Source organism: Marinarcus sediminis (SeqCode) (assembly GCF_048571275.1).
Lineage (GTDB): Bacteria > Campylobacterota > Campylobacteria > Campylobacterales > Arcobacteraceae > Marinarcus > Marinarcus sediminis.
Genome location: NZ_CP182357.1, coordinates 1700594 through 1726824 on the forward strand (window position 1 = coordinate 1700594; position 26231 = coordinate 1726824).

The window sequence follows — 26231 nt, forward strand, 5'->3', positions numbered from 1 at the left end:
TCTAATCCTGTGCATCTCGACCTTTTTGAGGAAACAGCCCTCTAGGTCTTTTTTGTATAAATAAAATAATAAATACCAAGATAATAACTTTGGCCAACACTGCACCCGCAACGGGTTCTATGAATTTGCTTATTTCTCCTAAGGTTAAAGAGGCAATCAATGTTCCCCAAAGATTTCCCACTCCGCCAAAAACAACTACCATAAAACTGTCTACGATGTAAGCTTGACCTAAATTGGGTCCCACATTGGTCAGCTGGCTTAAGGCAACTCCTGCAACCCCTGCGATTCCTGAACCAATCCCAAATGTTGCTGCATCAATAAAGCTTGATTTGATTCCCATGGCTCTGGCGATGGGTCTGTTTTGTGAAACGGCACGCACTTTTAATCCCAATGATGTTTTTTTCATCACATATAAAATGGCTAAAAAGACCATCAAAGAAAAGAGGACAATATACAATCGGTTATAGGTTAAAAACAGAGCACTGTTCACTTCTAATGCGCCACTCATCCAAGAAGGGGTTTTAACCTCTTGATTAAGGGGTGAATAGATGGTTCGCACCAATTGTTGTAAAATCAAACTCACCCCAAATGTAGCCAGCAGTGTTTCAAGCGGTCGTCCATATAAGTGACGTATGACTAATCTTTCAATCAAAATTCCCACAACTCCACTGACAATAAATGCCGCAGGAACAGCAATAATGACTGAGTATTCAATGAAGTTAGGCAGCAGTTGTTGAATGGTATAAGTAGTGTAGGCTCCAATCATAATTAACTCCCCATGAGCCATGTTAATGACTTTCATAACACCAAAAGTAATGGCAAGCCCAATGGCAGCAAGAAGCAGAACAGAACCTTGACTCAAACCAAAAAATGCGGTCTCAATAATGGAGAAAACACTTCTTTTTAACTCGACAATTTCAAGGCTACTTTTTGCGATGCTTTTTAACGTTTGATCTTCACTGTTAATGAGTTGTTTCAAAGTTTGTAAAGATTTTGAAGAGATAAATTCACTCAATTTTTCAACGGCTTCATACCTCTTTTGATTTGATCCATATTGGGCAATTAGAATGGTATTGGCTTCTTCTAAAACCTCTTTAACGCTGCTTGATTTTTCATTGGATAATGCTTCTACAATGACCTCTTTGTCATCAATGCTGAGGTTTTTTAACAGATTCTTTGCTGAACGCAATCGTTTATCTTCATCTTTTGAGAGAAGATTTAATTGAGCCAGCGAGCCATTGATAATATTTCTTAATTTATTATTGATTTTTATTTTTACAAAATCGTATTTTGATGCCTCTTTTAATGCTTCGTTACTAAAAACATCAACGGTATAGTAGTTGTTGTCAATTTTATCTTTTAAAAAAACAATTTGATTGTTCTCTTTGGTAAAGTATAAATCTCCCGAAAGCAGTTTTTGAAGCAACACTTCTAATCTTTCATTGCCTTTATAGTTTTTGGTTAAACTTAAGATGGCACTCTCTTTTTGGGCAAAATTGTTTGAAATGAGTGCTTGTGCATCTGTTTGAATATCATTTGCTAAAAGCGATGAGAACATTAATAAATTAAGCAATATTATTGTAAATATTTTCATGATGACCTTTCTTCTAAAATATGAGAGTTCCCTCTCATATTTTAATTATTTAGCGCCTACACACGTTTTAGTTTTAGTGTTATAGTTTCCACAATTGATTGGTTTAGTCCAATCTGAGATTAAATCTTTGCTTCCTGGTAAAAAGTCAGACCAAGCATCTCCTGGAACCTCTTTTTCTGTTTGCCATACCGTTTCAAACTGCCCATCTTCTTGAATCTCACCAATAAGTACGGGTTTTGTAATATGATGGTTTTTAAGTACAGTTGCTGTTCCCCCTGTAAGGTTTGGAACCGATAATCCAACGATTGCGTCTCTTACTTTATTTACATCTGTTGTACCTGCTTTTTCAACCGCTTTCACCCATAAGTTAAATCCGATATATGTAGCTTCCATTGGGTCATTGGTAACTCTTTTGTCATCTTTAATAAATTTGTGCCAAGTAGAGATGAACTTGTCATTTTCTGGCGTATTAACACTCTCAAAATAGTTCCAAGCCGCTAAATGTCCCACTAAAGGTTTTGTGTCAAGTCCTGAAAGCTCTTCTTCTCCCACAGAGAATGCAATAACGGGAATCGATGAAGATGAAATACCTTGGTTACCTAACTCTTTATAAAAAGGAACATTGGCATCTCCATTTATGGTAGAAACAACCGCTGTTTTTTTACCCGCGTTTCCAAATTTTTTGATTTCACTTACAATGCTTTGCCAATCTGAGTGTCCAAATGGCGTATAGTTAATCATTATATCAGTGGCTTTTACCCCTTTTGATTTTAAATACGCTTCTAAGATTTTGTTTGTGGTTCTTGGATATACATAATCAGTACCTGCTAGTACCCATCTTTTAACACCCATGTCATTCATCAGATAATCTACTGCAGGAATGGCTTGTTGGTTTGGTGCAGCACCTGTATAAAATACATTTTTACTGGACTCTTCCCCCTCATATTGAACAGGATAAAAAAGCAAACCATTTAACTCTTCAACCACAGGAAGAACAGATTTTCTAGAAACTGATGTCCAACAACCAAAAGTAACATCGACTTTATCTTTTGTTAAAAGAGCTCTCATTTTTTCTGCAAACAGTGGCCAGTTTGACGCAGGATCAACCACTACGGGTTCAAGTTTTTTCCCTAATAGTCCACCTTTTTTATTTTGTTCATCTATTAACATTAATACCGTATCTTTGAGTGTTGTTTCAGAAATTGCCATTGTTCCAGACAGTGAGTGAAGCACACCAACTTTAATGGTATCTGCTGCAAATGCAGTCATACTCATTCCAATTAACGCAGCTATTGATAAGCCTTTTGCGAGTGATTTGATCATTTTATCTCCTTAAAATATGTAACCGTTTGGGTTCTAAGAAGAAGTATAGAGAAGTAGTGTTGTTTTAGTGTTGCTTTTTATGTGGTTTTAGAAATATAATTGTATAAAAAATATACAATTATATTTTGAGCTCTTTTTTGCAGTATTGAATTAAGCCTTGAAAGTTAAACTCATGCAAGTAGTTTTTGATACTGTTTTTTGTCTTATTTGAGAGCTTTTCATCTTTGAGCAGTTCAGAAATTTTATTGCCATTGAGTTTTTTAGCATACAATAAAATGTGTTCTAAGATTTCCAGTTCTACGCTTTCATGAAAACTCTCTGGCACCATTTCATTTTTTTGCTGATAATTGAGTTTTAAATTAAGATGTTGAGAAATGATAAGTGCAATTTTTTGTTCATCGATGGGTTTGGCTAAAAATGCCGTTGCTCCTTTAGACAGAGCAAACGCTTTATCCTCTTCAAAGACATTAGCAGAAAGGGCAATCATAGGAGTAGAATCATAATCAGGCAGTTCTTTAATGATTTCAATGGCCTCTAAGCCTCCTAAATTTGGCATAAGTACATCCATAAAGATGAGGTCAATTTTGTGCTTTTTGCACACCTCAATGGCTTCGTAACCATCCTTGGCTTCATAAAAATGAAATCCAAAATATTTGACAATTTGAGCCAGTAAAACTCTGTTTTCAATAATATCATCGGCAATAAGAATATTGATGTTGGCTGTTTCATCAAGAAAATTAAGAATATGTTTTTCATGAAGCGTATCTTTTTGTTCTAAAGGCATTACCTCTTTTGTTGTTATATAAAAACAGAAGGTACTTCCTTGATTTAATTGACTGACAACTTCAATATTGCCATTCATTTTTGCAATCAACTCTTTGGTGATGGCTAAGCCTAAGCCCGTACCATTTTGACTGTACTTGAGTGACTCTATTTGTTCAAAGGGTTTAAAAATTTTATGGATATATTTCTTGTCAATGCCTATGCCACTGTCTGTGATTTTGAAGAAGAGTTGATTTTTTGAAAAGTGAATATCCAATTGGATAAAACCTTCATTGGTAAATTTAACACTGTTTCCCAAAAGATTGATTAAAATCTGTTTTAAACGTTGTTCATCGCACTTGATGTAGTGCGGGAGATTTTTTTTATTGAGGATAAAATTAAGCGATTTGCTTTCACATCGTTTGCTAAAGAGTATCTCAATGTCTTGTATGAGTTCAAATAGGTTAATCTCTTTGGGGTTGAGCTCCAATTTCCCTGCTTCAATTTTTGAAAGTTCCAAAATTTCATTGATTAAACTCAAAAGATGATTTCCACTGTTTTGGATAATTTGTAGATTTTCTTTTCGGTCTTTATTGGAAAGTGTCTCTGTTTTTAACAGACTCGTAAAACCTAAAATAGCATTGAGTGGGGTTCTGAGTTCATGGCTCATGTTTGCCAAGAAAAGTGATTTGGCTTTATTGGAATTTTCAGCTTCATTTTTTGCTTTTTTGAGTTCATCTTCCTCTTTTTTTCTTTGGGTAATATCTGTGAATACAAGCACAGAACCTACAATAAAATCTCCCTCATCATAAATGGGGTTGCTGATAAACTCAATAGGGAAAGCCGTTTTATCTTTTCTTTGAAACGTTAAAACAGACCTTTTTTGCTCTTGTTCAAGTAACAATCTTTTTTTCAATGTCAGCTCTTGTGTTTCATTGGAAATGACCGTTTCATAAAAAGGTTTATTCTGTAATTCAACGCTTTTATAGCCCAAAACAGAAGCGGCTAAGGGATTTAAAAAAGTGATGTGCCCTTTTTCATTTAACCCCAAAATACACTCACCTGCTGTATTTAAAATGAGTTTATTTTGAGTTTCACTTTCGATGAGTTTTTGCGCATTGGCTTTAAAAACTTCAACGGCTTTAAACATATCTCCTACTTCATCACTGATGTGAACTTTGGGAACGGATGTCTCCATTTTATTTTTAGACAAACGACGCATGACAGAGCTGATGGTCTCAATGGGGTAAATGATACGGGATAAAATGATAAAAAATGAGAACAACATCAGTACAATCAGTACAATGATGGAGGTGCTCATGTAACCCTCTATTTTTTTTACATTTTCATTGGCTTTTGCAATGATGCCATCGGTTCGTATTTCATATGCTTTATAAAAATCATCCAAAGGTTTCATGATATTGATTTTAATTTTATGGTATTGAAGTGAGTGCATGATGTCTCGCGCCATTTTCATATCAGGTTTTGCTTTAATTGTATAGTTCCCTTTTGTATCTTGAAAAATTCCTTTTACCGCATTCATTGCTTTGGCTTCAAGGTAGGTTAGTGCATCGGATTGTTTTTGTGATTCATACAACATATCAAGTTCATTTTGAGGGAAACCTGTTTTTTTCATGATCTCTTTGAGGGGTATTTTTTCTCCATCGGGCCGGGGTTTATTTTTATCATCTACGGCTAAAAAGTCCCAATAGATTCGGTTATACTCTTTGGGTCTTGGTTTGACTCCATTACGAATATCTAAGACTTCTTGAAATTGTTCTTTGTACATTTCATTGCCTGTAACAACGTATGTCCGAGCAAGTCTTGTTAAGTCATCAGAACTTTGTCTCAGTTCATTGGCAATTTTGAGGGATTTGTTTTTCATGATATAGGCAAGTTCAAGTTTTTTGGTAGCTTGGGTAAATCCATCAATGAGAAGTACCATGATTCCAAAGGAGATAATGTTGGATATTAACAAAATGATAAAGAGTTTTTTCAGCTTCAAAACAGAACCTTTATTAAAAAATACAATGAATTAAGTTACAATAGCAAAAAAAAGATATAAAGTTAATCATAAAATGGATAAAAAATATACGGTTTTAATTGTAGATGACCAACCTCAAAACCTACACTACTTAAATAATATCTTATTGGATACATATGAAGTAAGAGCAACCCCCGATGGCAACTTGGCATTAAGTGTGATGGAAAATGAAATACCTGATTTGATTTTGTTGGACATAAAAATGCCCACAATTGATGGTTATGAAGTGGCTTCAAAAATAAAAAAAACAGAAGCTTTTAAAGAGATACCCATTATTTTCATCAGTGCATTAGATGATGTGGATTGCAAAGTCAAAGCGTTTGAAAAAGGGGGCGTGGATTATATTACAAAACCTTTTGAACCTGCTGAAGTTTTGGTTCGAGTGCAAACGCAGTTAGAGTTGGCACAAAACAGAAAAACCATCAGCACACTCTTAGAACAGCAAGACCTTTTTTTGAAAAAAATTATGCATGAAATCAATACGCCTGTGAGTGTTATTGGTCTGAGTGTGGAGAATTTAGAGCGCACTATTGGCCCAAAAGATGAGCTTGAAACCATCAAAGCCTCCTCTAAAATTCTCTCTTGCATTTATAAAGATTTGAGTTATATGATTAAAAAAGAGTTGCCCATTTATGATAAAAAAGCGATTGATTTATTGATGTTTCTTTCTAAACGGGTCAATTTTTTTCATGAAATTGCTTTAGTCAAAGGGATCAATTTAGAGCTGCTTTGCAATGAAGAGGTCACGCTTTTTATGAATGAGACGGAATTAGAAAGAGTGGTTGATAATACCATTTCAAATGCCATTAAATACTCCTTTGAAAATTCAATCATAACGCTTTGTATTGACAAAATTGCAAATCGACACTGTTTGCAAATTATTGATACGGGAGTAGGGCTTGATGATACAAGTAAGGTTTTTGATTTTTATTATCAAGCTTCCAGTAAAAATTTGGGTTTAGGTTTAGGTTTAGCAACGGTGAAAGATATTTGTAAAAAATACGATATTGATATAGAAGTGCAAAGCGTTAAATCCCAAGGTACAACTTTTACGTACTGCTTAGACAATGTCATACATTAAGGAGATTCAATGAAAATATTTTTACTTGAAGATGATTACTCTTTAAACAAAGCCATAACAAAGGCATTAGAGCACAAAGGCTTCTTAGTTGAATCTCATTTTGAAGGAGATGATGCTGTCGATACCATTTTACAAAGCAAATATGATATTTATATTTTAGATATCAATGTTCCCAATTTAGATGGATACAGTGTTTTAGATATTATAAAAAAAGAGAACAGCAAATTGCCTGTCATTATGATCAGTGCCTCTTTACAAATTGACCAGATAAAAAAAGCGTATGATTTAGGGTGCAATGATTATTTAAAAAAACCTTTTGAACTGGAAGAGTTGTTTTTACGAATTGATTATTTAATCAAAACAACGTTAATTAATAACGAAAATAAAAGTCACATAAATTTGGGTGGAGGTTATTTTTTTAATTTAGAAAACAGTCGCTTATATAAACATGAACATGAGATTGATTTAACCCCAAAAGAGAGTCTGCTTCTTTTCTTATTGGCTTCTAATAGAGGCAATACTGTGGGCCTTGACTTAATTCGTGAGTATGTATGGGATGGAAAAGATGTGGAATTTGTCAGCATTCGCACCATCGTTCATAAACTTCAAAAAAAGATCAAAAATGGACTTATTGTAAATCTTCGAGGAGTAGGATATAAACTCTTAGAAAATGAAAAATAACAAAAAAGATATATTTTTTAATTCATCGAATTAATGTGACAAATGAAGATATTTTTAAGAAATAATTTAGTTTTTATTTATAATAATTGTAGAATATTATTGTACAAAGGAATTACAATGGAAATTTTAGATTTATTTTATGTAGTTGGATTAATTGCTTTAGCTGGTGTGAGTTTTGTAGTTTATAAAGAGAAAAAAAGAGTCAATTAATTTACTTCTCTTTTTTTTCATCTTGAAGGGGCAGTTGTATAATAAATGATGCCCCATAGTACTGTTCGTCTTGATATTCAAAACTTTTGTTTACCGCGTTTAACGTTCCTTTCATGTTTTTTTCAATGATATTTTTGCATATGTAAAGGCCAATTCCCGTACCTTGCATATCTTCTTTGGTTGTAAAATATGGTTCAAATATTTTGTCCAAATTCTTTTCATTTATACCACCCCCACTGTCTGTAATTTCAATGAGGAAAGAGTCATTAACTTTTTTTGTTTCAATCAAAATAATTTTTTTCGGATGATTTTGAATGAGCAGTTGATCTTTTCCATTGTTAAGAAGATTAATAAAAACTTGTAGCAGTTCATTTTCTAAAGCATACAAAGAGAAGTTTTCAATGTTCTTTACAATAATAATATTATGATTCTCAAATTGAACACTGATCAGTTTAAGTGTTTTTTCAATCGCATCTTTTATATAAAAATTATTGAGTTTTTTATTGGGTATAAAAAAGTTTCTAAAATCATCAATGGTAGTAGAGAGATGTTGTACAGAATGATTAATTGAGTCCATGGCTTCTATTAAAAAATCATCTGTGAGTATCTCTAACTCTTTATGCATTTTTATTCCTGTTGCTGCTACGGAAATGGTTGAAAGGGGTTGTCTCCATTGGTGGGCAATGGCTCCAAGCATTTCTCCCATAGCCGCCATTTTTGATTGTTGTACCAAAATATTGTGTTTCTCCATTAACTCTTTGTCTGCATTAATTTTATCGGTAATATCAAATCGGCTGGCAATAAACTTAACAATTTTACCGCTTGTATGATCTTTAATAGGCGAGATAGTGGTATTAAGATAGATATGTTTTTTCTCTTTTGTTATGCTAGGGATAATGCCTCTCCATGTCTGACCATTGGTAATTGTTTGCCAAAGATTTTTGTAGAAGCTATCAGGAACGGTGTGATTTCGCATAATATTGTGATTTTTCCCCACTAACTCATTTTGAGTGTAACCTGTAATTTCACAAAACGCTTCATTGCTATAAATAATAATACCTTTGTTGTCAGTAATGGAGACCAAATTGTTGTGTAAGATGACATTTTCATACTCTTTTTTTTCATCTAATGCTTTTTCCAATTTAATGTTTTGTTGTCTGTTTTTATTTAATTCTCTTTCGACGGTTCTTTTAAACAGATTAAATTTAATTTTTATTAAATTTGAAATGAAGATAGATATGATCAGAAGTATTATTGTCAGAATAACAGAAAAAGTTACGATTTTTTTGATGTATTCAATTTTATTGCTTTTGAGTTCTTTGATTTTGGACTCAAGCAGAAGATTTAAAGAGTCATTATAAAATCCTGAACCAATAACCCATTGCCACGTTTTGAAATCTTTTACATACGTTGTTTTTAATGATACCAGTTGAGTTGAAGGTTTTTTTACTCCATTGTAACTTAAAAAGCCACTCTCATTTTTTTTGGCAAAATGGATAATCTCTTTGATGATTGCATGCCCATTTTTATCGCTTAATAATGATGTATCGGTGTTAATAATAGTGGTGTCTTGATGGGCAAGCATGATGCCTTCGTAATTCAGAACAAAAACATAACCATCATTTTGATGAAATCGAATCGATTGTATATTTTTAAGTATGTTTTTTTTCGTTTCATTCTCAAAATTATCAATATAATTCCCTGTTCCAATGATAAACCCATAGGGTTCAAAGAGTTTAAAAAAACCCAGTTCTTTTTCATGTTTATTGGGGTTGTTCCAATAATACGTAAAAAAAGTTTCATTCTGTTTTTCCAAAATTTTTGACAAATTTCTAAAAGAGTATACCCCTTGTATATCTTTATAATTCCATAAACTTTTATGGTTTAATTCAGGATTAAAAGCATGCATAATAATTTTGCCATTGGGTTCGTAAAGAAAATAATAGCCCGTACCATCAAAGAATCGAATGTTTCTTAAACTCTCTTTGATGAGAGTAATAATCTCCTCTTTTGTTTTTTGGTGTTTATATTTTTCATAAAGGTTTTTTGCAATGGCGTAGGCTTCATTGACTCTTTGTTGAGTGGAGAGTCTAAAAAGTTTATCTCTTTTCTCTTTGTAATGTTCTAAGTTTGTAAATATTTCATCCACTTTCTCTTTGACTAAGAGTTTATTTTGTGCATAATATTGCTCTTCAAGCTGTTTTTTTTCTTTGTTAAAGGTTTGGTTTTTATCTAAAAGAAGTAAAAAAGTAATAACGAACGATAAACATAAGACTAAAATACTGGGAGTATATTTAATAACTTTTAGGAGTTGTTTCTCTTCTTTTAAAAAATTCATTTTAGCCTTAAAATAGAGTATTTACTCTTTATTTTTTAATTGTTTATAGAGTGTTTCATGTTCATCAATCTCATCTTGGCTTGCTTTTCTTCTACAAGAGAGATAACCTTTGTTGCCCTCTGAAGTAATGGTAGGAAATACGGTTGCAAATACCCAATAATAACCACCTGATTTTGTTGCATTTTTAACATATCCTGTCCAAACTTTTCCTGCTTTTACTGTATCCCATAAATCTTTAAAAGCAACTTTTGGCATATCTTTGTGTCGTACAATACTGTGTGGTTTTCCAATGAGTTCATCCACAGAATATTCGGCCAATTGACAAAAATCATCATTGGCGAAGAGGATGATACCTTTTTCATCGGTTTCACTGACTAAAAATGCAAAATCATTTAATTTACTCTCTTGACCTTTTGGCATATAAAACTCCTTAGTTTACTTTTTTTGTTTTGGCTTCTTGTGCCAATTTATCTGCCATTGCTAACGTTTCATTTGAAATGGTTGCAACTTTGCTGGCTTCATTGGCATTTTCTTGAGTGACTTTATCCAGCATCGATATTGAAGAATTGATTTGCTCAAGTCCTTCAAGTTGTTTCATGGATGAAGTGCTTACATTATTAATAATATCAACCGTTTGTGAAATGTGTTCGTTCAAACGTTTATATCCAATGATCATCTCATCTGATATTTTTTTACCATCATTGGCTTTTGCCGTGGCATTTTCAACTAAGTTTTTAATCTCTTTTGCCGCTTCTGTACTTCTCGAAGCCAAGTTTCTTACCTCTTGAGCAACTACGGCAAAGCCTTTTCCTGCTTCTCCTGCAGTTGCTGCCTCAACAGCAGCATTAAGACTTAAAATGTTTGTTTGAAATGCGATTTGATCAATGAGCGTAATGGCATCATTAATAGAGATAACTTGCGTATTGATTTCATCCATAGCAATAGCTGTTTTATTGGCTAAAGTCTCTCCCGTTGAAACGGAACTTTTAACCGTCTTGCTGAGTTGTTCCATTTTAGCAGCATTGGCAGCATTCTCTTTTGTAATAGAGGTAATTTCTTCAACTGAAGCTGCTGTTTGTTCTAAAGAAGCCGCTTGTTCATTGGCTTTATTGGCTAAATTTTCAACCGATTGATTCATATTAATAGAGTTGTGTTTGAGCAGTTCACCATTTTTGAGATTCATTTTTGCATTATTATTTAATTCAAGTCCAAGTTGGTTGATTCTTTGCATGGTAGCAAGCATTTTCCCTTTTAAAATGGGGTTTATTTTCATTTGAGCTCGATAATCATGATTGGTATACAATTCGACAACATTGACCAATTCACTCATATTTTTATCCATGGTTTCCAGCATTTCATTGATGACCTTTTTAAGGGCATGAATCATGAAGTTATCGGTATTTGAGTGTATTCTTGTGGTATATATTCCTTGAGAGAGTTTGTTTAATGCAATGACCACTTCACCTAGGACGTGCATATCTTTTTTTCTCATTTCATCAAATTTATCAGAGTAAATATTGAGCTCTTTTAAAATAAATCCAATGTCATCTTTTTTGATGAATTGCGCTTTTTGAACTCGATTTGTTCTGAAAAAAACAAATTCCATTAGGTCGTCCATATATTTTTTTAATCGTTCAATCCCTCCCACAATTCTTCGCATTGCCGCATAGTTTGTATAGGTTATCAGAATACCAAAAAGTAGGTTGACAGTGATGATTGCAATAATCTTTTCATCACTTAAAATGGCTACAATGCTGATAGCTGCAAAACCCAATTGAGACAGTAATAAATTAATTAATATCTTTGTTCGGGTATGGATATTTGTGAACATCTTAATCCTTTTATTCTTATTTAGAATGATAAAATAATGGTTGATATTATATATTAATATTTCTTGTTTTTGGTGACAATGGGGCAATAAGCTTTGATAAATGTAGAAATTTCTTGAAAATGTGGTTTCTCTGTTTTCGTTAAAAATAATATTTTGATATAATGCCATTTCACTATAATCTGGGAGGGTTTCTATTCGTAAATTTAAAAAAATACATACAGAAATTACCAATATTTGTAATTTAAGCTGTTCCTTTTGTCCCCCTAAAACTCTGCCTAATACAACCATGAGTTTAGCGCTTTTTGAAACGATTAATAAGCAGGCAAAAGCTTTTACCAATGAGTTGGCCTATCATGTGGTAGGTGATCCCTTGGTGGTTAAAAATTTATCAGACTATTTGGAGATCAGTTTTCAAAACCATTTAAAAGTCAACATTACGACAACGGCAAATATCCTAAAAGAAGAGATGTTTGAAACGTTGAGTCATGATGCCATTAAACAGGTCAATTTTTCCATTAACTCTTACAATGCCAACAGTCATAAAAAATCCCTTGAAGAGTATTTAGAACCCATTTTTCACTTTTGCAGTTATGTGTTACAGCATCAAAAAGAGTTGTTTGTTAATCTGAGAATTTGGAATTTGGACAATATTCAAAGTGCAAAAGCATTTAATAAAGAGGTGTTTGACAGAGCCAATACGTTTTTTGGTTGTGATGTGAAAATGGATGAAATATATGCAAATAGACCCAAAAACATTAAAATAGCACGAAAGATTTTTTTCAATTTTGATGACTATTTTAATTGGCCCAGTTTAAACAATGCTTTTGTTTCGACACAAGGGTTTTGTTATGGTTTAGAGTCTCACATTGCAATCTTAAGTTCAGGGGAGGTTGTGCCTTGTTGTTTGGATAAAGATGGTATTATTCCTCTTGGAAATTTAAAAGAACACACCTTAAAGGAGATACTCTCTTCCCCCAAAGCAGTGGCGATAAAAAATGGATTCGCACACAACAATGTGGTGGAAGAGTTATGCCAAAAGTGCGATTACAGAACACGATTTGATACAAAGGAAAACCATGAATGAGATAACACTGTTTTTTACTGCTTTAAAAGATTTTTTTACACGACCCATTATAAAAATTGCTCTGTATCCTCTTTTAATTACCATTGTTATTTTGTATGTGATGTTTTTTTATGCAGCGGATTTTGGTTTGGAAAGTTTTCATAACCAAGTCATACACATTCAACAAGAGCACAGTTCTATGCAAAATGGAGAGATGGTGACAACGACAACCAATGCTACGTATTTTGGAAAAGGCTTAGTTGATTTTTTATTACAATTCTCTGTGACTTCTTGGTTGGTTGGTTTTTTAGTCTATACTTTAGGTACGATTTTTGTGATGCTATTTTCGTTGTTTATTGCTTTGATTATTGTGGGATTTTTAACGCCTTCTATTTTAAATATCATCAAAAAAAGACATTATGAAAATTTGGAGTTCAGAGGCTATGGCAATATTGCTAATTCGCTGTTTGTGCTTTTGAAAAGTTTTATTGTGATGGGATTGCTTTTTTTTGTGCTTATCCCTTTCTATTTTATCCCTATACTTAATATTTTTATCATTAATATTCCTTTTTATTACTTCTTTTATAAATTGTTGCATTTTGATGTTACATCAACAATCATGACGCAAGAAGAAGCAGCTTATATAAAAGCAAAAGAAGGTGGGGTGTTTCATGTGCGAACCATTGGCTTATATCTGCTTTCAATGGTACCTTTTATTGCGTTGTTCTCTACGGTATTTTATATCGTTTATTTGGGACACGCTTACATGATTGAGTTACAAAATTTACGAGAAAAAGGGATTGATTTTTCGGCAAAAGTTGGTTAAATAACCAACTGGTAACCAATACCTTGTACGTTTTTTAAGACATTGGGTGGAAGTTTTTTTCTGAAGTTTTTAATAAAAAGTCTCAGTGCATTTTGGGTCATGACGCTGTCGTGTGTCCAAATGGTACTCTCCATCTCTTCATAAGAGATAATTCGGTGTTTTTTCAACAAAAGTTTTAAAAACATCGTCTCTTTTTTGGTTAAAATAAACTCTTCATTGGGACCTTTTATGGTACTTCTTCCTTCATCAAAAAGCCATTGTGGAATAAGAGTGCTGATTTTTGAATTTTCATAACTGTTAATAAAGTTTTCTAATGCATCAACAAGTTTGACTTCATTGATGGGTTTAATGATATATTTAACCAAATGCAATTCAGCTGCTTTGAGCATATAGTCCAAATCGGTATAGGCTGAAAGAATAATGACACGCACTTTAGAGTTGGTTTCTCGTATTTTTTCTATGAGTTCAATGCCATCAAGTTTTGGCATTCGAATATCAGTAATGATTAAATCGGGTTTTTTCTCTACATATATTTTATAGGCATCTTCCCCATTTTTGGCCAAATAGATCTCTTTAAATACATCTTGCAATATTTCAAAAATATTATTACGAATACCCTCTTCATCTTCTACATAAAGCAGTGTAAAGTTTGATAGTTGGTCTATTAATTCTTGATTGAGCAATTAAAAATCCTTTTGATATAAGTTATGTTATCATAGCAAAAATAAAATTTACGAGCAAGTTTATGCGCATTATTACTGAAAAAAATGTATCAAAATTTATCATTTATGTCTTTATTATCATCATGTCTTTGATGATTGCCTCTATTTCATACTATTATGTTAAAAACACGTATGCCGATTTTGACAAAGATATGGCACAACTGGTGACCGATTATTACACCACTCAAAAAAAGATTATTAAAAAAGAAGTTGAAGTTGTGATTGACATCATTAACTACAAAGCAACATCGTCAGATGATGAAGAGCAAGTCAAAGAGGAGATGGTTCGATTGTTACATAACATCTCTTTTCAAGAGGGGAAGAGCAATTATGTTTTTGTCTATGATGTTAAAAACATAAATGGGGGTGATAAGTTTGCCATTATGCTGGTTAATCCTAACCGCCCAGACCTTTTGGGGAAATATGTTTCATCGGAATACAAAGATGAAAATGGTAAAAAATTCAGAGAAGAGTTTTTAAGAGATATACGGAAAAAAGGGGAGTCGTTTACCCAATACAGTTACAAAAAACCTTTTGAGAATGAATCCAAGCAAAAACTCTCTTATTTTAAATATTACCCCAATTGGAACTGGATAGTTGCCGTGGGTATCTATTTGGATGATATTGAAAAAGATATTGAAAACAGAAAAGTGCAATTGGAACAAAAAGTCAAAAAACAAGTCATTCAAACGCTTTTTTTGTTTATGATTTTTTTAAGTGTGGCGATTGTCTTTTCCATTTTAGTCAGTCAAAAGATTGAAGAGTTTTTTAAAGAGTATGAAGAAAAAGTCAAAAAGAAATCGCAAGATTTAATCGAACTGAATAAAAATTTGGGACTTCGTGTGCAAGAAGAGCTCTCTAAAAATAGAGAAAAAGAGCAAATTTTAATTCAAAAATCAAAATTTATTGCCTTAGGAGAGATGATTTCAAACATTGCTCATCAATGGCGCCAACCCCTTTCTGAACTCTCTTCTGTATTAATGGCAATTAAATTTAAACACAATATGGGAAAACTCGACACTGATTTCATGCAACGAAAATCCAATGAAGCGGATAAACTCATTGAGTATATGTCTCATACTATTGAAGATTTTAGAAATTTTTTCATGCCCAAAAAAGAGAAAGAGACGTTTTTAATTTATGATTCCATTCAAAGTGTCATGAATATTATAGGAACGGCGTTAAAAGAGAATCGTATTAACGTAAAAATCAATGTTAAGAAAAATATTACCTTAACAACCTATCTTAATGAGTACGAACAAGTGTTATTGAATATTATTTCTAATGCCAAAGATGTTTTGATTTCAAATAAAATTGAAAAACCTGAAATAAGTATTGATTTAGAAGAGGAGGCAAAATTCTTAAAGCTGATCATTCAAGACAATGGAGGCGGAGTTATAGTTGAACCCAAATCAAAAATTTTTGAACCTTATTTTACTACAAAAGAGGATACAGGGGGTACAGGTATTGGACTTTATATGTCAAAAACCATTGTTGAAAAGAATATGAAAGGTAAATTAAGAGTCACAAATGTCAATGGTGGTGCGCGTTTTGAAATTATTATTCCTATAAAATAATTTTAAAACTAACTATTATTGTGATACAATGCAAAAGAATAAATAATAAATAATAAGTAACTGTTCTTTAAGAGAGGAGATATCGATGAAAACGTTGGTGGCCTTAGAACATTTGATTAAAGAGAATGAAGAACGTGTAAAACTTCAAACCAGACAATTGTCCAATCATGAATCGGGGGAGAGAAAACTCTCTCGTGTGGTGAAAGCCTCTATTGAAACAAGTTTGGAAGAGACCAAAGAGGTTTTAGCAAAATATAAAGCAGAACTTGAAGAGCTGTTGCAGCAAGACAGAGCTGAGGTTGAAGAGAAAGAGAGACTTCAAGCAGCCATTGAGAGAAAAAAATATTTTGACAATCAAAATCTCAGAATCAATAACAATATAGAAATCAGCAGTGATCAAAAACTTGAAGCCATGCTTATTTTGGATGAATTGCCTATTGATATCAATATTGATGACAATGAGCTCATTGATATTGCCACAAAATCTCTGGAATTGAATCTGACCAATCACATTGAACTCAATGAAAAATTTGTAAAAATTAAACAAGAGTTTCAATCACTTTTACGAGGGTGTAAAAATGAGAAACTCAAAGAGATTGGATTGTTAAATGTCAGAATCCCGATTTTAATACTGCATTTTTCTACCTTAGTCGAAAACATAGTCGATGCATTGGATATTGAAAACAAACCCGCTTTTAAAGGTTTGCCACGATATGAAGATTGGTGGATACATGAACTTTGGAGAAGTCATCAAGCCTATTTTGCTTTGTATAAATGGAGAGAAATCATCTGTAATTTATGTATTACTTCTATTCAAAAAAGAGCTTGGTTTAAAATATTTGATCAATGGGTTTTTATTAAAAAAACATTGGACGACAAAGAAGAATTGGCATTTGAATATACGTTTGCTTTTGATGCTTTGTTGAGAAAACACGCAAACTTAGAAGAGGAATTGGATTCTAAAAATTTATTGAGCATGGAAGCCATTATCAAATCGATTACCAGTAAAGAGAATTTTTGTACAGTAGGAAGAGAACACGATGTTACAACACTGTATTTGAAATTCAAACGAAAAAAACTTGAAGAGCAAGATTTAAAAGAGTAAAAAAAGGCAGATACGCAATGTATCTGCCTTTTTTATTTGGATATGTTTGAAGTGCTAAAATCAACCTGCAAACATCAAGTTTGGAAGCCATAACGCAATACTTGGAATATACGTTACCATTAACAGCCCCACTAAAATTGTCAATGTCCAAGGCAGTGTTGCCACGATAACATCTTTGATTGACATCCCTGTTAATCCACTTGTTACAAACAAGTTCAGACCAACGGGAGGTGAAACCATTCCCAACTCCATATTGATAGTAATGACAATACCAAAGTGAATTGGATCAATTCCTAATGCAACGGCTACGGGTAAAAGTAATGGTACCATAATCATAATAATGGCACTTGGTTCCATAAATGAACCCGCAACAATGAGTAAAACGTTTACTAAAAGTAAGAAAATATATTTATCAACATTGGCAGCTACGAGTGCCTGAGTGATACCTTGTGGAATATTTTCAATGGTTAAAAAGTGAGCAAATAACATCGCATTGGCAATGATAAACATAATCATAGCAGTGGTTTTTGCAGACTCTAATGCGGTGTGATAAAATTCAGTGATTTTAATATCTTTATAAATAAATACCGAGATAAAAAATGCCCAAACAGCAGCAACTGCAGCGGCTTCTGTTGGTGTAAAAATCCCACCATAAATCCCACCAATTACAATAACAATAGTCATTAGTCCCCATGAAGCATCTTTCATTTTAGCGATTCTGACTTTCATTGGTTGAGGTTCGGTTTTTTCAAATCCCAATCGTCTGGCACCAACATACGTTACCACCATCATCATGGTTCCCAGCATAACACCAGGGACAACCCCTGCCATAAAAAGTTTTCCAATTGAAACTTCTGCAGTGACACCATAAACAATTAATACAATAGAAGGTGGAATTAAAATTCCCAAACTTCCTGCTGTTGCAATGGTACCAACGGCATATTTTTTAGGATAACCCGCTTGTATAATGGCACCAAACATAATTGAACCAATAGCAACAACTGTTGCTGGAGAACTTCCTGAAACTGCTGCAAAAATAATTGAGGCAAAAATAGCCGAAATAGGAAGACCACCTGGTAGGTGTCCTACAATTGATTTTGCAAACTCAATAATTCTTTGTGCTGCACTTCCTTTACTCAGTAAGTTACCCGCAAGAATGAACATAGGGATAGCCATCAACGAATAGTGTTCAACTTTTTCGAACATCATTGCTGAAATCTCAATTGGAGAAATACTCGTAAATACCATAAGTGTAACAAACGTTGAAACACCCAGACAAATCGCAATTGGTGTCCCTATGATAACTAAGAAGAAAAAGAGACTAAACAGTAAAGCAATACTCATAGCATTCCTCCTGTTTTCTTTTCAACATTTTCGACTAAATCTTTAAGCTCTTGCACATTTTCATTTTTTGTGTTTGTTGCTGATTGACCCAATCGTGCTAAAATCATCTCTGCTTCACTCTCTTTTGTGATAAGTTCATGAGGAGTTGCAATGATAATGACCAGTCTCTCTCCGACTCTGTAGCCTGCAAAAACAAATGAAATAGGAATAACAAGATAGACAATCCACATTGGCATATTCCAAAGGTCGATTGATCTTTCATCAAGGTCAATAACCAAAAGAAGATATTTATATCCAAAATATGCCACACATAATAAAAACACAAGTGTAATGATATGTGAGATAATCAGCATTGCTTTTGCTATGGGTGTTGGTACAATATCTAATACAATAGTTACTGCAATATGAGCATCTTTTTTGAAACAATATGCTGCACCAAAAAAAACACTCCAAAGGAATAAGAAAATACTTAATTCACTCGCCCAAGTTAATGAAGCATCAAAGACATATCTTGCTACAACATTTGTAAAGGAAACAGCTACACCGGCACTGATGCCGAATGCAGCTATTGACTGGTTTATAAAACCGATTGATTTATTTAAAAAATTAAACATAATACTCTAAATTATTTCGTATTAAGTGTTTTTTCAATCAAATCTTTACCAATTGTATCGTCAGAATAGAATTGAGAATAGATAGGACTCACCGCTTTTTTCCATGCCGCTCTTTGTTCTGGAGTTAAAGTATAAATCTCTAATTTCCCAGTTTTTTGTGCATAGTCTTTGATCTCTTTGAATTGCTCTTCATCTAATTGTTGGGCATAAATTCTCTCTTTAGCTGTTGCTTCTTTCATCGCTTGTTTTACATCTGCTTGTAAATCTGCAGGTAAAGAGTTCCAGAATTTTTTACTCATTACAACTAAATATCCTAAGTAACCGTGGTTAGAGATAGTAAGATATTTTTGAACTTCATGGAATTTTTTAGTATAGATGTTTGAAATTGGGTTTTCAGCTCCATCAATTACACCTTGTTGTAATCCTGAATATACTTCAGAAAAAGGCATCATTTGTGGGTTTGCACCAACTGCATGGAATTGTGCTTCAAGAACTTTTGAAGACATAATTCTAAATTTTTGACCAGCTGCATCTTCTGGATTGATAACGGCTTTTGTTGAAGATGAGAATTGTTTAAATCCATTGTCCCAGAAATCTAAAGCCACAATACCCTTAGCTGTAACCATATCTTTTAATTCTGTACCAACTTCACCATCTTGAACTCGGTGTAATTGATCAATATCTGTAAAAATAAATGGTAAGTCAAAAAGTGCCAATTGAGGTACGATTTTACCAAATTTAGAGAAAGCAGGTGCTGCCATTTGAACTGAATTAAGTCTTAATGCTTTAACAACAGCATTGTCAGTATAAAGTTGAGATGAAGGATAAACTTGAACATCAATTTTACCTTTTGATAACTCTTCTAATCTTTTTTCAAAATATTTAGCTGCTTTTCCCTTTGGTGTGTTTTCACTTACAACGTGTGAAAATTTCAAAGTGTAATCTGCGGCTATTGAAGATGTTGCTACAACGGCTGCTGCAACCACTCCTAATACTAATTTTTTCATAACTGCTCCTTGTTTTATTTTTAGTCATTAAAAATTATAATGGAAAGTTATGTAACTTTTGTGTAGAAATATTAAATTTTACAAATTTGTATACATTTTTGTATTGAACTTTTAAAATTTTTTTTTGTTATATATATTAATGTATGTTTTTTATAAATTGAATATTGTATAAGTGGTTACTTAATAATATTTAACCAATATTTAATCAAATCTTAGATACTATCTGCTACTTTTTAACATACAAATTAAATTTAGAATAAAGGAAAATGATGGGTTGTAATTTAGATTTATTAACTTCTTTCAAAGATAATTGCGGTTTCGGATTGGTCGCACATCTTAAAAACAAACCTTGTCATTCAAACTTAGAAGATGCAATAACTTCATTAGAGAGAATGATGCACAGAGGGGCAGTTGCTGCCGATGGAAAAACAGGAGATGGGAGTGGATTGCTTTTATCTATGCCTGATTTTTTTATGCGAAAGATTGCCAGTGAAAATGGTGTTGACTTACCAAAAAAATATGCCGTTGCGATGATTTTTGCAAAAGAATCAAATGATATCAATATATTTCAAAAGTATTGTGATAAAAATGATTTGAAAGTGGTTTTAATTCGTGAAGTACCAGTTGATATCGATGCTTTAGGTGAACAAGCCTTAGAGAGTCTTCCTCAAATCACACAAGTATTTGTTACCCCAAATACGTTGATGTCTTCTAAACGATTTGATGCTATGTTATATTTAACCAGAAAAGAGTGTGAACATAAACTCATTGATAATAACGATTTTTATATACCCTCTTTTTCTTCTAAAGTGATTTCATATAAAGGGTTAATTATGCCAACGCATATCAAACACTTTTATGTGGATTTAAGAGACCCCGATTTTAAAATCTCTTTTGCTTTATTTCACCAAAGATTTTCAACAAATACTTTGCCAAGATGGAAGTTGGCGCAACCTTTTAGAGCCATTGCTCATAACGGTGAAATTAACTCAATCAATGCGAACCGATTTAATGTAGTGGTTAAATCAGAACAACTCAAATCAGATATTTTTACAGAAAATGAGATTAAAAGATTATTGCCTATTTTACAAACAGGAAGTTCAGACTCTGCATCGTTGGATAACCTTTTTGAGTTTATGATTGTTAATGGGGTTGATTTCTTTAAAGCGGCACGTGGATTGATTCCAGCACCTTGGCAAAATGCACCTCATATGGATTCGGATTTAAGAGCGTTTTATGAGTATACATCAACGGCAATGGAAGCTTGGGATGGACCAGCTGCTGTATCTTTAACCGATGGTAGACACATTGGATGTTTGGTAGACAGAAACGGATTAAGACCCGCTAAATATATTATTACGAAACAAAATAAACTCTACATCACTTCTGAGTATGGAACACTGGATTTAAATGAAGAAGATATTCTTGAGCGAGGTCGATTACAATCTGGGCAAATGATTGGCTTGGATTTAAAACATGGACAAGTTTTAAAAGAAGAAGATATCAATGATTATTTGAAATCATCTCAAAAATATGCGGAATGGCTCAATAAAGATATGCAATATCTTCAAGAGTTTATTGACGAAACTTTTATGAAAACCAACGATTATAAGCTGAAAAATCTAGAGAAAAAACAAAAACTTTTTAACATTACGTATGAAGTGATTGACCAAGTCATTGACCCTATGGCAAAAGATGGAAAAGAGCCTGTTGGATCTATGGGTGATGATACACCATTGGCAGCATTTTCAGAAGTTAATAGAAATTTTACGGACTTTTTCAGACAAAAATTTGCACAAGTAACCAACCCTCCAATTGACCCATACAGAGAGAAACTGGTAATGTCTTTAGAGACGGGATTTGGTCAAGTGCATAACATTTTAAATGAAAACCCTGATTATGCAAGACGATTAAAATCTTCAAGCCCAATTTTAATGCAGGAGAAATTTGAAGTTCTTCAATCATTTGGTGATGAAAAAAATCCAAGATTTGATGAATATTATAGAAATAAAGTCTTCTCTACGGTATTTAAAACCAATCTGAAAGCGTCATTAAAAGCGTTATCGGATGAAGTGGTTAAAGCTGTTGAAGAGGAAAAAATATCAATTGTTATTTTAGATGACAGAGCCATCGATGAAACCTGTAAACTCATTCCTATGGCAATGGCCGTTGGGTTTATTAACACCGCACTGTTAAATGCTGGAATCCGACACAATGTTTCTATTGTTGCTGTTACAGGAGAAGTGTATGATCCTCATATGGCTGCTGTATTAATTGCGTATGGATGTACAGCAATTTATCCATACATGATGTTTGCAACAACCGTTGAACTGTATAAACGAAGAGATATTTCTAAATTTGAGATGCAAAGAGTGCTTAAAAACTCTCAAAAAGCGGTCAATGCTGGATTGTTAAAAATTATGTCTAAAATGGGGATTGCAACCATTGCTTCATACCGAAATTCAGCACTGTTTGATGTCATTGGACTGCACGATGAAATCATTACAGATTGTTTTAATGGAAGTCACTCTGACCTTTCAGGATTAACGTATGAAGACATTGAAAAACGAATAGAGAAATCGCACTTTAATGCATTTTTTGAACAAAAACATATGTTCCCATTAGATATGGGTGGTTTTTACAAATATATTGATGGTGGTGAATACCACGATTATGGTCCAGCTACAACCTCTGCTATGCACAATAAAAAAGCAGCAAACAAAGAAGATATTACGGATTTTGATGCGTTAAGAGAGTTGGTTCAAACAAGAGATAAAAAGTTTATCCGAGATTTCTTTGAATTTAAATCAGACAGAGCACCTATTGATGTCTGTGAAGTTGAAAGTAAAGAGAATATTTTTAAACGATTTGCTACTGCTGCTATGTCATGTGGTTCAATTTCACCAGAAGCTCACGAAGCCATGGCAGTTGCTATGAACACGATTGGTGGTATGAGTAACTCAGGTGAGGGTGGAGAAGATCAAAAAAGATTTGGGACACTTAAAAACTCTAAAATCAAACAAGTGGCTTCTGGAAGATTTGGGGTAACTCCTGGATATTTAAGAAGTGCCCAAGAGATTCAAATTAAAGTGGCACAAGGGGCAAAACCAGGTGAGGGTGGACAACTTCCAGGTCATAAAGTTACAGCATTGATTGCCTCTTTAAGACATACGGTTGAAGGGGTAACCTTGATTTCTCCTCCACCACACCATGATATTTACTCAATTGAAGATTTGGCACAATTGATTTTTGACTTAAAACAGATTAATCCAGAAGCTAAAATCACCGTAAAATTGGTTTCAACCATTGGTGTTGGAACAATTGCAGCGGGTGTGGCAAAAGCGTATGCCGATAGAATTGTTATTTCAGGAAGTGATGGGGGAACAGGAGCTGCTCCTTTAACCTCAATCAAACATACTGGGAATCCATGGGAACTTGGACTTTCTGAAGCGCATAATGCTTTAAAAGCCAACCAATTACGAGAGTCGGTGCATGTTCAAACCGATGGTGGATTAAAAACTGGTTTAGATGTGGTTAAAGCTGCCATGTTGGGTGCGGAATCTTATGCATTTGGTACGGCATCATTGACACTTTTAGGGTGTAAAATTTTAAGAATTTGTCATACCAATAAATGTTCAGTGGGTGTGGCAACACAAGATGAATTTTTAAGAGAGTATTTTACAGGTTCAGTTGAAAGATTGATCTCTTACTTTAACTTTATTGCGCAAGATATCAGAGATATTCTTGCAAGTTTAGGGTACAAAACCATTGAAGAAATTGTAGGAAGAAGTGATTTACTAAAAGTCATTGATGATGAATTTGCTCAAAAATTTGATTTTTCAAATGTATTAAGAAGAATTGATGGTATTGATACGTGTCAAAAACCATCAAATGAACCATTTGATAAAAATATTTTTGAGAAAGAGTTGTTAAAAAAAGTTCATAGAACCATTGAAAAACCAAGTACTCCAATTCGATTGACTGAGACCATTTCAAACGTAAATCGAAGTTTTGGTACCTTAATTTCTGGAGAAATTGCCAAATATTATGGAGACAATGGATTACCTGAAAACTCAATTACCATTAATTTAACTGGAATTGCAGGACAATCTTTTGGTGCATTTTTATCTAAAGGGATGAATCTCTATTTAGATGGTGCTGGCAATGATTATGTGGGTAAAGGAATGAATGGTGGAAAAGTCATCATCAATCCATTTCACCAAGGAGAAGAGTTTGGTGGAGCAGGAAATACGTGTCTTTATGGAGCAACAGGAGGAAAACTCTTTGTTCGAGCTGCTGTAGGTGAAAGATTTGCTGTTAGAAATTCAGGAGCAACGGCTGTTGTTGAGGGAACAGGAGACAATGCTTGTGAATATATGACTGGTGGAATTGTTGCTATTTTAGGTAGAACAGGTGTTAACTTTGGTGCAGGTATGACAGGTGGTTTAGCCTTTGTATATGATGACGATAAAATTTTTGTGGATAAAATGAACCAAGAGTTAATTGAAGCCGTTAGAATTGACACCGATGATACTGAAAGAGAGAGATTATTCTTAAAAAGATTGTTAATAGATTATGTCAACGAAACACAAAGTGAAAAAGCAATCGATATATTAGAGAATTTCAGATCAGAAATTAGAAACTTCTGGATGGTTAAACCCAAAAATATGACGGTATTACCATTAAATCCAGATCAGGGAGATTAATATGTTAAATTTTACAAATATTGATAGAGCAACTCCTAATAAGAGAAATGTTTTAGAGAGATTAAAAGATTATAATGAAGTTTATGAAGTATTTGGAAGAAATAAAAGTAAAGAGCAATCGGACAGATGTATGCAGTGTGGAGACCCATATTGTCACTCTAAATGCCCTTTACATAACTTTATTCCAGCGTGGTTAAAACAGACAGCGGAGAGCAATTTAGAGCTTGCCTTTGCACTTTCAAATGAGCCTTCACCTTTTCCTGAAATTTTGGGAAAAATTTGTCCTCACGATGTATTGTGTGAAGGAGCATGTTCTTTAAATACAGGACACGGTGCCGTTGCTATAGGTGCGGTTGAAGCGCACATCAATGAAAAAGCATTTGCTGCAGGATTAACCCCTATTTTTCCTGGGGTGACTTCATCTAAAAAAGTGGCTGTCATTGGTTCTGGACCTTCGGGTATTTCTGCTGCAACGTTTCTTTTAAGAAAAGGAATTGCCGTTGAAATGTTTGAAAGAGCTGATCGTGCAGGAGGACTTTTAACCTATGGAATTCCAGGGTTTAAATTGGACAAAACGACGGTTGAAAGAAGAATTGCTTGGCTTAAAAAAGCAGGGATGGTACTTCATCTTAATTGTGAAATTGGGAAAGATAAGTCATTTGCTGATTTGGAAAAAGAGTTTGATGCCATTTATTTAGGAATTGGAGCTACCAAAGGAAGAACAGCAGGAATTAAAGGCGAAGATACACAAGGTGTACATCTTGCGATTGATTTTTTAACGGGAATTCAAAAAAGAAATTTTCTTTCACAAAGCGACAAAAACAAAGGCGTAGTTCCTAAAGGATTTGTTGATGTAAAAGATAAAATTGTGCTTGTTATTGGTGGAGGAGATACCGCAATGGATTGTGTTCGTTCATCAGTACGAGAAGGGGCTTACAGTGTTAAATGCCTTTACCGAAGAGATGAAGCCAATATGCCTGGAAGTAAAAAAGAGGTGGTTAATTCGAAAGAAGAGGGGGTTGAATTTATGTTTAATGTCAGCCCTGAATCAATCAAGAGTGAAAATGGCAAAGTCATTGGTGTTGAATTGAGTAAAACAGCTATGAGTGAACCAGATGAGAGTGGACGACAAAGAGTTGAAGCCATTGAAAACAGTAACTTTGTTGAAGAAGCAGATGTGGTGATTTTTGCTTTAGGGTTTGCCCCTGAGGTACCAGCATTCTTAAAAGATTCCAATATTCAAACCCATGCTTGGGGTGGAATTATAACAACCCATTTTCAAACGTCTAATCCTAAAATTTATGCAGGTGGTGATTGTCAACGAGGAGCAGATTTAGCCGTAACTGCTGCAGCAGATGGAAGAGATGCAGCCAAAGAGATTATAAAATCTCTTTGCTAAAGTT

The 26231-nt window shown here is 33.6% G+C and carries 18 protein-coding genes; 8 read left to right on the forward strand and 10 right to left on the reverse strand.

Annotated features, from left to right (window positions below; genetic code table 11):
• Position 1: 1 nt before the first annotated feature.
• From urtB to ACNI3C_RS08575, 3 genes are all read right to left on the reverse strand, one after another.
• Complete coding sequence (urtB, locus tag ACNI3C_RS08565) at positions 2 to 1594, reverse strand: urea ABC transporter permease subunit UrtB (RefSeq protein ID WP_419769393.1); 1593 nt, start codon at positions 1592 to 1594, stop codon at positions 2 to 4.
• Positions 1595 to 1639: 45 nt separating this feature from the next.
• On the reverse strand, positions 1640 to 2917 hold the full coding sequence (gene urtA / locus ACNI3C_RS08570; protein ID WP_419769394.1) for an urea ABC transporter substrate-binding protein: 1278 nt from the start codon (positions 2915 to 2917) through the stop codon (positions 1640 to 1642).
• Positions 2918 to 3035: 118 nt separating this feature from the next.
• Positions 3036 to 5684, reverse strand: coding sequence for an ATP-binding protein (locus ACNI3C_RS08575; RefSeq protein ID WP_419769395.1), 2649 nt, complete (start codon positions 5682 to 5684; stop codon positions 3036 to 3038).
• Positions 5685 to 5757: 73 nt separating this feature from the next.
• Here ACNI3C_RS08575 and ACNI3C_RS08580 point away from each other — a divergent pair, with 73 nt between their 5' ends.
• Both ACNI3C_RS08580 and ACNI3C_RS08585 read left to right on the forward strand, forming a co-directional pair.
• Entirely contained in the window at positions 5758 to 6804 is a 1047-nt protein-coding gene (locus ACNI3C_RS08580) for a hybrid sensor histidine kinase/response regulator (RefSeq protein ID WP_419769396.1), read from the forward strand.
• Positions 6805 to 6813: 9 nt separating this feature from the next.
• Complete coding sequence (locus tag ACNI3C_RS08585) at positions 6814 to 7485, forward strand: response regulator transcription factor (RefSeq protein WP_419769397.1); 672 nt, start codon at positions 6814 to 6816, stop codon at positions 7483 to 7485.
• A 211-nt stretch (positions 7486 to 7696) separates the two neighbouring features.
• On the opposite strand, the gene ACNI3C_RS08590 is transcribed toward ACNI3C_RS08585, so the two are convergent.
• Genes ACNI3C_RS08590 through ACNI3C_RS08600 form a run of 3 tightly spaced genes read right to left on the reverse strand, consistent with a single transcriptional unit; the run spans position 7697 to position 11864 of the window.
• A complete protein-coding gene (locus ACNI3C_RS08590) occupies positions 7697 to 10033 on the reverse strand; it encodes a cache domain-containing protein (RefSeq protein ID WP_419769398.1) in 2337 nt (778 codons plus the stop codon).
• Positions 10034 to 10054: 21 nt separating this feature from the next.
• On the reverse strand, positions 10055 to 10453 hold the full coding sequence (locus ACNI3C_RS08595; protein ID WP_419769399.1) for a PAS domain-containing protein: 399 nt from the start codon (positions 10451 to 10453) through the stop codon (positions 10055 to 10057).
• 10 nt (positions 10454 to 10463) lie between these two features.
• Complete coding sequence (locus ACNI3C_RS08600) at positions 10464 to 11864, reverse strand: methyl-accepting chemotaxis protein (RefSeq protein ID WP_419769400.1); 1401 nt, start codon at positions 11862 to 11864, stop codon at positions 10464 to 10466.
• Positions 11865 to 12135: 271 nt separating this feature from the next.
• Between ACNI3C_RS08600 and ACNI3C_RS08605 the strand changes: the two genes are divergently transcribed.
• Both ACNI3C_RS08605 and ACNI3C_RS08610 read left to right on the forward strand, forming a co-directional pair.
• Positions 12136 to 12948 (forward strand): radical SAM/SPASM domain-containing protein, encoded by an 813-nt coding sequence (locus ACNI3C_RS08605; RefSeq protein ID WP_419771449.1) that lies wholly within the window; start codon positions 12136 to 12138, stop codon positions 12946 to 12948.
• Entirely contained in the window at positions 12941 to 13753 is an 813-nt protein-coding gene (locus ACNI3C_RS08610; RefSeq protein WP_419769401.1) for an EI24 domain-containing protein, read from the forward strand. The genes ACNI3C_RS08605 and ACNI3C_RS08610 overlap by 8 nt, the downstream gene beginning before the upstream one ends.
• Here the strand turns inward: ACNI3C_RS08610 and ACNI3C_RS08615 are convergent.
• Entirely contained in the window at positions 13750 to 14436 is a 687-nt protein-coding gene (locus tag ACNI3C_RS08615; protein WP_419769402.1) for a response regulator transcription factor, read from the reverse strand. The genes ACNI3C_RS08610 and ACNI3C_RS08615 overlap by 4 nt on opposite strands.
• A gap of 62 nt (positions 14437 to 14498) precedes the next feature.
• On the opposite strand from ACNI3C_RS08615, the gene ACNI3C_RS08620 reads away from it, so the two are divergent.
• Both ACNI3C_RS08620 and ACNI3C_RS08625 read left to right on the forward strand, forming a co-directional pair.
• Positions 14499 to 16052 (forward strand): cache domain-containing protein, encoded by a 1554-nt coding sequence (locus tag ACNI3C_RS08620; protein WP_419769403.1) that lies wholly within the window; start codon positions 14499 to 14501, stop codon positions 16050 to 16052.
• Between the two features lie 85 nt (positions 16053 to 16137).
• Positions 16138 to 17157, forward strand: coding sequence for a hypothetical protein (locus ACNI3C_RS08625; protein ID WP_419769404.1), 1020 nt, complete (start codon positions 16138 to 16140; stop codon positions 17155 to 17157).
• A gap of 60 nt (positions 17158 to 17217) precedes the next feature.
• Here ACNI3C_RS08625 and ACNI3C_RS08630 read toward each other — a convergent pair whose 3' ends face one another.
• From ACNI3C_RS08630 to ACNI3C_RS08640, 3 genes are read right to left on the reverse strand one after another with little or no spacing between them, the layout of a single operon-like run.
• Positions 17218 to 18501 (reverse strand): TRAP transporter large permease, encoded by a 1284-nt coding sequence (locus ACNI3C_RS08630; protein ID WP_419769405.1) that lies wholly within the window; start codon positions 18499 to 18501, stop codon positions 17218 to 17220.
• Positions 18498 to 19115, reverse strand: a complete 618-nt coding sequence (locus ACNI3C_RS08635; RefSeq protein WP_419769406.1) for a TRAP transporter small permease — start codon at positions 19113 to 19115, stop codon at positions 18498 to 18500. Before ACNI3C_RS08635 ends, ACNI3C_RS08630 begins: the two co-directional genes overlap by 4 nt.
• An 11-nt stretch (positions 19116 to 19126) precedes the next feature.
• Complete coding sequence (locus tag ACNI3C_RS08640; RefSeq protein WP_419769407.1) at positions 19127 to 20122, reverse strand: TRAP transporter substrate-binding protein; 996 nt, start codon at positions 20120 to 20122, stop codon at positions 19127 to 19129.
• Between the two features lie 269 nt (positions 20123 to 20391).
• On the opposite strand from ACNI3C_RS08640, the gene gltB reads away from it, so the two are divergent.
• A complete protein-coding gene (gltB, locus tag ACNI3C_RS08645) occupies positions 20392 to 24828 on the forward strand; it encodes a glutamate synthase large subunit (RefSeq protein ID WP_419769408.1) in 4437 nt (1478 codons plus the stop codon).
• Between the two features lies 1 nt (position 24829).
• Positions 24830 to 26227, forward strand: a complete 1398-nt coding sequence (locus tag ACNI3C_RS08650; RefSeq protein WP_419769409.1) for a glutamate synthase subunit beta — start codon at positions 24830 to 24832, stop codon at positions 26225 to 26227.
• Positions 26228 to 26231 lie beyond the last annotated feature (4 nt).

Bases quoted from the DNA above. Each gene is read 5' to 3' on its own strand.
- ACNI3C_RS08630 (WP_419769405.1), bottom strand. From the start codon at position 18,501: ATGAGTATTGCTTTACTGTTTAGTCTCTTTTTCTTCTTAGTTATCATA.
- ACNI3C_RS08650 (WP_419769409.1), top strand. From the start codon at position 24,830: ATGTTAAATTTTACAAATATTGATAGAGCAACTCCTAATAAGAGAAAT.
- gltB (WP_419769408.1), top strand. From the start codon at position 20,392: ATGGGTTGTAATTTAGATTTATTAACTTCTTTCAAAGATAATTGCGGT.
- ACNI3C_RS08580 (WP_419769396.1), top strand. From the start codon at position 5,758: ATGGATAAAAAATATACGGTTTTAATTGTAGATGACCAACCTCAAAAC.
- ACNI3C_RS08640 (WP_419769407.1), bottom strand. From the start codon at position 20,122: ATGAAAAAATTAGTATTAGGAGTGGTTGCAGCAGCCGTTGTAGCAACA.
- ACNI3C_RS08585 (WP_419769397.1), top strand. From the start codon at position 6,814: ATGAAAATATTTTTACTTGAAGATGATTACTCTTTAAACAAAGCCATA.
- ACNI3C_RS08600 (WP_419769400.1), bottom strand. From the start codon at position 11,864: ATGTTCACAAATATCCATACCCGAACAAAGATATTAATTAATTTATTA.
- ACNI3C_RS08590 (WP_419769398.1), bottom strand. From the start codon at position 10,033: ATGAATTTTTTAAAAGAAGAGAAACAACTCCTAAAAGTTATTAAATAT.
- ACNI3C_RS08625 (WP_419769404.1), top strand. From the start codon at position 16,138: ATGAAAACGTTGGTGGCCTTAGAACATTTGATTAAAGAGAATGAAGAA.
- ACNI3C_RS08610 (WP_419769401.1), top strand. From the start codon at position 12,941: ATGAATGAGATAACACTGTTTTTTACTGCTTTAAAAGATTTTTTTACA.
- ACNI3C_RS08595 (WP_419769399.1), bottom strand. From the start codon at position 10,453: ATGCCAAAAGGTCAAGAGAGTAAATTAAATGATTTTGCATTTTTAGTC.
- urtB (WP_419769393.1), bottom strand. From the start codon at position 1,594: ATGAAAATATTTACAATAATATTGCTTAATTTATTAATGTTCTCATCG.
- urtA (WP_419769394.1), bottom strand. From the start codon at position 2,917: ATGATCAAATCACTCGCAAAAGGCTTATCAATAGCTGCGTTAATTGGA.
- ACNI3C_RS08635 (WP_419769406.1), bottom strand. From the start codon at position 19,115: ATGTTTAATTTTTTAAATAAATCAATCGGTTTTATAAACCAGTCAATA.
- ACNI3C_RS08620 (WP_419769403.1), top strand. From the start codon at position 14,499: ATGCGCATTATTACTGAAAAAAATGTATCAAAATTTATCATTTATGTC.